Origin of the sequence: Brevibacterium sp. S111, assembly GCF_004745075.1 — a bacterium.
Lineage (GTDB): Bacteria > Actinomycetota > Actinomycetes > Actinomycetales > Brevibacteriaceae > Brevibacterium.
The window spans coordinates 25,639-32,912 of record NZ_RHFH01000024.1; the positions used below are offsets into that span (position 1 = coordinate 25,639).

The following is a 7,274-nucleotide window of genomic DNA, read 5'->3' on the forward strand; positions in this document are numbered from 1 at the left end:
CTATTGACACCCGAGGAGCTCGACTCATAGATTCGAGGTGTTCCGCTTTTCGAAGTGAAATGAACACAAAACCGAGACCACAAGGCAGTGGTCCTAGGACGAACAGGAGACGTTGCGATGACGGAACTGGCCGATCGAACCGAGAGTGCGGCGCTGAGCGACGCGGTCACCACTCAGAAGATCACCTCTTCAGAGGCCTTCGTCGAAACGATGGTGGCCAACGGTGTCACCGATATCTTCGGCATCATGGGCTCGGCGTTCATGGACGCAATGGACATCTTCGCCCCCGCCGGAATCGACTTCATTCCCGTGGTTCACGAGCAGGGCGCCGCGCACATGGCCGATGGCTACGCCCGCGCATCGGGACGTCACGGGGTGGTCATCGGTCAGAACGGGCCGGGCATCTCGAACTGCGTGACAGCGATCGCCGCTGCCTTCTGGGCACATTCGCCGGTCGTCATCGTCACTCCGGAGGCGGGCACGAACTCGATCGGACTCGGTGGATTCCAAGAGGCGAATCAGCTGCCGATGTTCCAGGAGTTCACGAAGTACCAGGGACATGTGTCGAACGCGTCCCGCATGTCCGAATTCACCGCCCGCTGCTTCGACCGCGCGAAGTCGGAGATGGGTCCGACCCAGCTGAACATCCCCCGTGACTTCTTCTACGGAGAATGCGATCCGCAGATCCCCCAGCCGCAGAAGATCGACCGTGGGCCCGGTGGTACGGAGTCCCTCGAAGAGGCAGCAGCACTGCTCGCCTCGGCGAAGAATCCGGTCATCGTCTCCGGCGGTGGAGTTGTCATGGCCGACGGCGTCGACGAGTGCATTGCCTTGGCTGAACGCCTCGGATCACCTGTGGTCAACAGCTACCAGCACAACGACTCCTTCCCCGCCAACCACCCCCTGTGGGCCGGACCGCTGGGCTACCAGGGTTCGAAGGCCGGGATGACGCTGATCAACCAGGCCGATGTCGTCCTCGCGCTGGGCACCCGTCTGGGACCGTTCGGCACACTGCCCCAGTACGAATTCGACTACTGGCCCACCAATGCGAAGATCATCCAGGTCGACGCCGACCAGAAGATGCTCGGGCTGGTCAAGAAGATCGACGTCGGCATCTGCGGTGACGCCAAGGCCGTCGCCGAGGATCTCCTCGCCCGTCTCAACGACCGCGAGGTCGCCTGCGACGCCACGAAGGACCAGCGAGCAGAGCTCATCCGCGCCGAGAAGGAGGCGTGGGAGGCCGAGCTGGATTCGTGGACCCATGAGAAGGACGAGTTCTCCCTCGACGCCATCGAAGAGGCCGAGAAGGAGGACGGCAACTGGCTGCACCCACGTCAGGTGCTGCGGGAGCTCGAGAAGGCGATGCCGGCCAACGTCATGGTCTCCACCGACATCGGCAACATCAACTCCGTCGCGCACAGCTACCTGCGCTTCGAACGTCCCCGCAGCTTCTTCGCTCCGATGAGCTTCGGCAACTGCGGCTATGCGCTTCCGACGATCATCGGCGCCAAGCGCGCAGCCCCTGATCGCCCGGCCATCGCCTATGCCGGCGACGGCGCCTGGGCGATGAGCATGGTCGAGGTCCTCACGGCCGTCCGCCACGACATTCCGGTCACTGCCGTCGTCTTCCGCAACCGTCAGTGGGGTGCGGAGAAGAAGAACCAGGTCGAGTTCTACGGACACCGCTTCATCGCCGGCGAGCTCGACAATGGTGAGAGCTTCGCAGCCATGGCCGAGTCGATGGGCGCAGACGGCATCGTCGTCGACCAGCTCGACGAAGTCGGCCCTGCTCTGCAGAGAGCCGTCGAGGCGCAGATGAACGCAGGCAAGACCACGGTCATCGAGGTCATGTGCACAAAGGAGCTCGGCGATCCGTTCCGTCGCGACGCGCTGCGGAAGCCAGTGCGGACTCTGGACAAGTACAAGGACTACGTGTGAGCCTCTGACTCGCCAACAAAGTAGGACGCAGTAGCCCTCGGGCACCGATGCGCTTTGCGAATCGCACGGTGCCCGGGAGCCTCGCTATCGCGTGCTCTAGCATTTCGTTCCTCACGGACGGGTTTGACCTTAGAACAGTTCAAGTCCTAACCGAAGCAGCCGACCGGATCGACAAAAAAACAGCAGTGCAATGGTGCACGTCGAAATTAGGATGGACGTTGGTACCACGCACTGTTCTATCTCGAATTGGAGAACATGAAATGCAACAGGAACCAACAACTAAGCCCACCATCCAATGTGAGGCGAGCTTGGGCAATGGCGCTCAGCAAGTATCCAAGAAGGACGTACGGACCGCAGTGTCATCGTCGACGATTGGAACCACCATCGAATGGTACGACTTCTTCCTGTATGGAACTGCTGCAGGCCTGGTCTTCGACCGACTGTATTTCCCTTCCGATGACAGCGGCATAGGACTCCTCCTGTCCTATGGAACGTTTGCTGTCGGATTCCTGGCCCGCCCACTGGGCGGACTGGTATTCGGCCACCTACGAGACCGAATCGGTCGGAAGAAGACACTGGTTACGACCATGTACATCATGGGGATCGCTACATTCCTGATCGGCGCCATTCCCACTTATGACCAAATCGGAGTCTGGGCGCCCATAACGCTCATTGCCTTGCGGATAGCTCAAGGAATTGCAATCGGAGGAGAATGGGGCGGCGCAGTCCTGCTGAGCGTTGAATACGCCCCTAAGAGCAGGCGTGGCTTCTTCGGCAGCTTTCCTCAGATGGGTCTTGCATTTGGCCTACTGCTCGGCACAGGCGCATTCACGCTCCTCAACATATTCATGTCGGAACAGGCATTCCTCGCATGGGGATGGCGAATAGCCTTCTTCATCAGTATTCTTCTAGTGATCGTGGGAGTGTACCTGCGTTCCAAAATTGCTGAGACTCCCAGCTTCCGAGCTGCGCAGAAGAAGATCGAAGGCTTTGAACGGCCGATCCCACTCACTGAGCTGTTGAAGGATAGGCTGTCCCGCAGACACCTGATCCTCGGTATGGGAACTCGCTACGCGGAAGGCGTAGCGTATAATCTATTCGCGGTATTCATTATTACTTTTGCGACCGGCACAGTCGGGTTCAGCCAAATACAAGTGCTACAGTCTCTCATGATCGCCGCTTTGGTATTGGCTGTCTTTATTCCGCTATGGGGAAGGGTTTCTGACGCTATTTCGCGTCGCATGGTTTTTGGAATCGGCGCATTGCTCATTGCCGCCATCGTCTACCCAGCATTCTGGGCAATTCAAACCGGGTCTTGGCTTGCACTCACGATAGTACTAGTCATTGCACTCGGCGTCGCATATCCTCTGATGTACGGGTCAATGGCAGCGTTTTACGCTGAGCTGTTTCCACCTGAAACGCGATATAGCGGTATCTCAATCGTCTATCAAGTATCCGGAATATTCGCTTCCGGAATGACGCCATTTATTCTCACATGGTTGATCGGAAGTTTCAATCTCATCGCCGCCTTGGGCTATGTCATATTCTCTTGCGCAGTGACAATCGTTTCTACATTGTTAATCCGAAATCGCGATCTCCGCACTGTCGGCGATATGGAACATGACGTGATTTTGTCAGCGAAATGAGCGTCTCGAATCGTTGTCACCGAATTGCCGAACGACAAATTGGCACTCGTAATTCTAAACTCAAACAACAACCAAACGATCGGAAGTGGACTAATGTCAGAATCCGTCAACAGTCAATTATTTGCTGGGTTTCGAGCTCCTAAAGAAATCGTTTTCGGCGCGGGCCAGAGGCGCAGTCTTCCAAAGATTCTAAATGGACTCGGGACTCGGGTCTTCTTCTGCATCGACCCGGTGATGGCTTCACACCCAGATGTAGAAAGACTGGTGGAAGACGTCGCGGCAAACGGCACTGACGTTCAAAAGTTCACTGAGATCTCCCCCGAACTGCCGATGCAAGACATCGCCGCTGCGGTGTCGGCCGCAGAAAAGCATTCCACGGAGGTGGTTGTCGCAATCGGCGGAGGCTCCAGTATTGATATGGCAAAGCTAGTCTCATGTTTGCTCACCCACCCTGGAGACGTGAGGCAGTATTTCGGAGAGTTCGCGGTACCCGGTCCAATACTCCCCATAGTTGCGATCCCGACCACTGCCGGGACTGGCTCTGAAGTCACGCCCGTAGCAGTCATGACGGACAGTGATAACGGAGTTAAGGCTGGCGTCTCGAGTCCCTATCTGATTCCCGCAGTCGCACTATGCGACCCCGAGCTGACGCTCACTTGCCCTCCGTCTGTCACTGCGGCTTCTGGGGCAGACGCGCTCACCCATTGCATTGAGTCGTACACGGCGATTAGGCGAGAAAACAAACCTGATCTTCTGTCTAGCCGGGTAGCTATTGGGCAAAGTGCTCTTACCAGCTCGTTGGCCCTAGAAGGAGTTCAGGCAATCAGCGAAGGCTTACTGGATGCATACCGAAATCCTGACGACCTGGATGCTCGATCACGCGTAATGTATGGCGCGCTTCTAGGTGGCCTGGCTTTCGGAACTGCAGGTAACGCCGTTGCTCACGCTCTACAGTATCCAGTTGGGGCTTCAACGCATACTCCGCACGGAGTGGGCACCGGTCTCCTCATGCCTTACGTAATGGAATACAATCAACAGGCTCGGGTCCCAGAATATGCCAAAATCGCGAAGATCGTCGGAAGAGCTATTATTGAAGATGAGGTCCTTGCGGATGAAGTCTCAGAGGAATATCGCGCACTCATCCTCGCTTCGGACGCTGAGGCCAATACAAGTCGTGAGCAAGAGCAATTGGCGGCCGCAGCGCCTCGATTGGTGCAGCAATTCTTGTCCGAGATAAAGATTCCAAGCGATCTCAGCCAGATTGGCTTTGATCCGGCAACAATTGGAACGGCCGCCGAGAAGGGCGTCGCCTCAAAAAGACTCTGTGATAACAACCCTGTCCCTCTCGATGTACCGGGGGCACATTCCATTCTGACAGCCGCAATGAAAGGCCAGTTGTCGGGTAGTTGAAACTGACTCATGCCATCCCGCTTTCGAAACGGGGAATGCACAATTCAGGAGGCAACAAGACAACTGATTGTCTTGTTGCCTCCTGAATTTGAAAGCGACGCCGCAGCTACAAAGGGGCTCTTCATAAATAGGGCTGTAGAAGAGGTCCCAGTCCTCCAGCGTGGAGCAGAGAACGGATCAGGTAGTTGCCCCGGTTGCGGAACCCCAGTGCGATACCGCGCAGATGTTCGAGTCTGCCGTTGATCGCTTCGGTTGGCCCGTTCGAGGTTCCAGGATGATCGAAGTAGGCCAGGATATCGGCCCGACGACGTTGGAAGGTTGTCCTCAGGCTCCGGAGTTCTTTGAGCTCATCAGGAATCGTTCCTGTCAGGGTGTCGATGAGTCGGTTCATGAGCTTCTTACCTTTGCTCGGTGGGGCAGCATAGGCGGCGATCGTGTCTTGATAGAACTGCCAACACACCAACAGGGCAGCATGATTGTCGGCGGCGAAGACCGAGTTGAGGCGGTGCTTCTGCTTGCCGGTAAGCAAACCGACGCGGGTGCGAACCGTTTTGCGGATCCCGTACAGGTCATCACCCGACCGTCCCCTGCGACCGTGCAGCTCTGTTTGTAGCCGCCTCCTCGTCTCATCGAGCTTCGTGCCGACGAGGGCGACAACGTGGAAGGGGTCCATGACCGTGGTGGCATCAGGCACTACGTCAGTGGCAGCTTTCTTATAGCCGGCGAAGGCATCCATAGCGACATGCTCGATGCCGTCACGGAAAGCATCGGGCTGGTTGTTCAACCAGTCGGCGAAGACGTCGGCGGAGCGGCCGGGGGCGATGTCGAGCAGGCGTGCTGGCCGGTGGGTGAGGTCGACGATGACAGTCACCCACCTGTCGATGCCGCGGTGGGACCAGCAGTGCTCATCGACACCGATTGTGGATACACCCTCGAACCGGGTGGCATCAGCGATGAGCAGAGATCGGCCGAGGTCGAGTACAGCCGTGCACACAGTGTTCCAGGAGGTGGAGAGGTTCTTAGCGATGACGTGGATGCTCATCTTGTCGATGACCACGGACTTCAATGCCCACAAGCGTGCTGTCGTCGAGAGTTTCGATCTGCCGGCGCAGGCTCGCTGGGGTGTTTGGGACCAGCGCTGGTGGCAGGAAGGGCAGGTGTAGGTGCGGATGCGAATAGCCAAGGTCACCGCGGTCAGGCCGATCGGGGGATGAACGAGTTTGCGGATCCTGGTGGCCCGGACGAGTCCGCGTTGACGGCAGACAGGGCAGGACCTGTCGTTGTCGGTGATCAGGCACAGCACGGTCAGATGCCGACCAGTGTGGTGTTGCCCGATCGCGGTGAGTCCGAGTTCCGGCAGGGAGAGTGTGGTATCGAGGCAGGGCGGGGTAAAGTCGTACACGAGGGACCTTGGGTCGTGATGGAGTCTTGAACACCTACATCATTGCACCCAGGGTCCCGTTGTCATCGACGCCGGATTCAACTCTTCCCCACCGCCCTATCTATGAAGAGCCTACAAAGGCTAATGCGGCTCTTCCGGTTTCAGAGTGCGTTGACCCGGGCCGATAGCTGCCCGGAGTGGAGCAGACAGCGCAGCACGTAGTGCTCGAAGTTCCTGAAGCCCAGACCAATGCCCCGCAGATGCTCGAGGCGTCCGTTGATCGCTTCGACCGGCCCATTCGACGCACCTCCACGGTCGAAGAACGCCAGCACCTGAGCCTGCTTCCGCCACAACGTCCTCCCCAGCTGAGCAAGCTCCTCAAGCCCTTTCGGCAGGCCTCTGCGCAGACTCTCGATCACTGCCTGCATGAGACGCCTGCCCGTCTTCCGATCGGGATGCTCGTACGCATCGATGACGTCCTGGTAGACCAGGTACGTCACTTCCAACGCGACGTGGTCATCATGCTCGGCCCACAACCGCTCCAGCCGGTCTGTTGCCCGCTTGTTCAGCAGGGATCGGCGGGTCAGCAGAGTCCGTCGCCCCCGGTACAGGAGATCCTTCTTCCGGCCACGATGTCCATGGATCTGTTGCTGCAAGCGTTGCCTGCAGGCAGTGAGCTTCTGCCCGGCCAGCTGCACGACGTGGAACGGGTCCATCACCGGCGTCGATTCCGGCAGCGACTCCATAGTCGCCGTGTGGTAGCCGGCGAACCTGTCAAGTCCCGGGTTTTCTAGAGGCTGAGCGTTCGTTCAGTTTCTTAGGCTGCTAATTCCTGTAGGCTCGTGTAGTGGGTTGCTTCGATTTCGGCGGGAGTCTGATACCCAAGCATTGAATGTAGC

The 7,274-nt window shown here is 58.0% G+C and carries 4 protein-coding genes and 1 pseudogene; 3 read left to right on the forward strand and 2 right to left on the reverse strand.

What is annotated here, in order from left to right:
- Positions 1–117 precede the first annotated feature (117 nt).
- The 3 genes from xsc to EB836_RS17285 all read left to right on the forward strand — a co-directional run bounded on the left by xsc (position 118) and on the right by EB836_RS17285 (position 4,994).
- On the forward strand, positions 118–1,938 hold the full coding sequence (gene xsc / locus EB836_RS17275) for a sulfoacetaldehyde acetyltransferase (RefSeq protein ID WP_135542626.1): 1,821 nt from the start codon (positions 118–120) through the stop codon (positions 1,936–1,938).
- Between the two features lie 260 nt (positions 1,939–2,198).
- Positions 2,199–3,584, forward strand: coding sequence for an MFS transporter (locus tag EB836_RS17280; protein ID WP_135542628.1), 1,386 nt, complete (start codon positions 2,199–2,201; stop codon positions 3,582–3,584).
- A 93-nt stretch (positions 3,585–3,677) separates the two neighbouring features.
- Positions 3,678–4,994 (forward strand): iron-containing alcohol dehydrogenase, encoded by a 1,317-nt coding sequence (locus EB836_RS17285; protein WP_135542630.1) that lies wholly within the window; start codon positions 3,678–3,680, stop codon positions 4,992–4,994.
- 121 nt (positions 4,995–5,115) lie between these two features.
- Here the strand turns inward: EB836_RS17285 and EB836_RS17290 are convergent, their stop codons facing one another.
- Both EB836_RS17290 and EB836_RS17295 read right to left on the reverse strand, forming a co-directional pair.
- Positions 5,116–6,396 carry an ISL3 family transposase gene (locus tag EB836_RS17290; RefSeq protein ID WP_127363753.1) on the reverse strand — a complete coding sequence of 427 codons (1,281 nt, stop codon included), beginning with the start codon at positions 6,394–6,396 and terminating at the stop codon, positions 5,116–5,118.
- A 140-nt stretch (positions 6,397–6,536) separates the two neighbouring features.
- Positions 6,537–7,142 (reverse strand): annotated as a pseudogene (locus EB836_RS17295) (transposase); the annotation flags it as partial.
- Positions 7,143–7,274 lie beyond the last annotated feature (132 nt).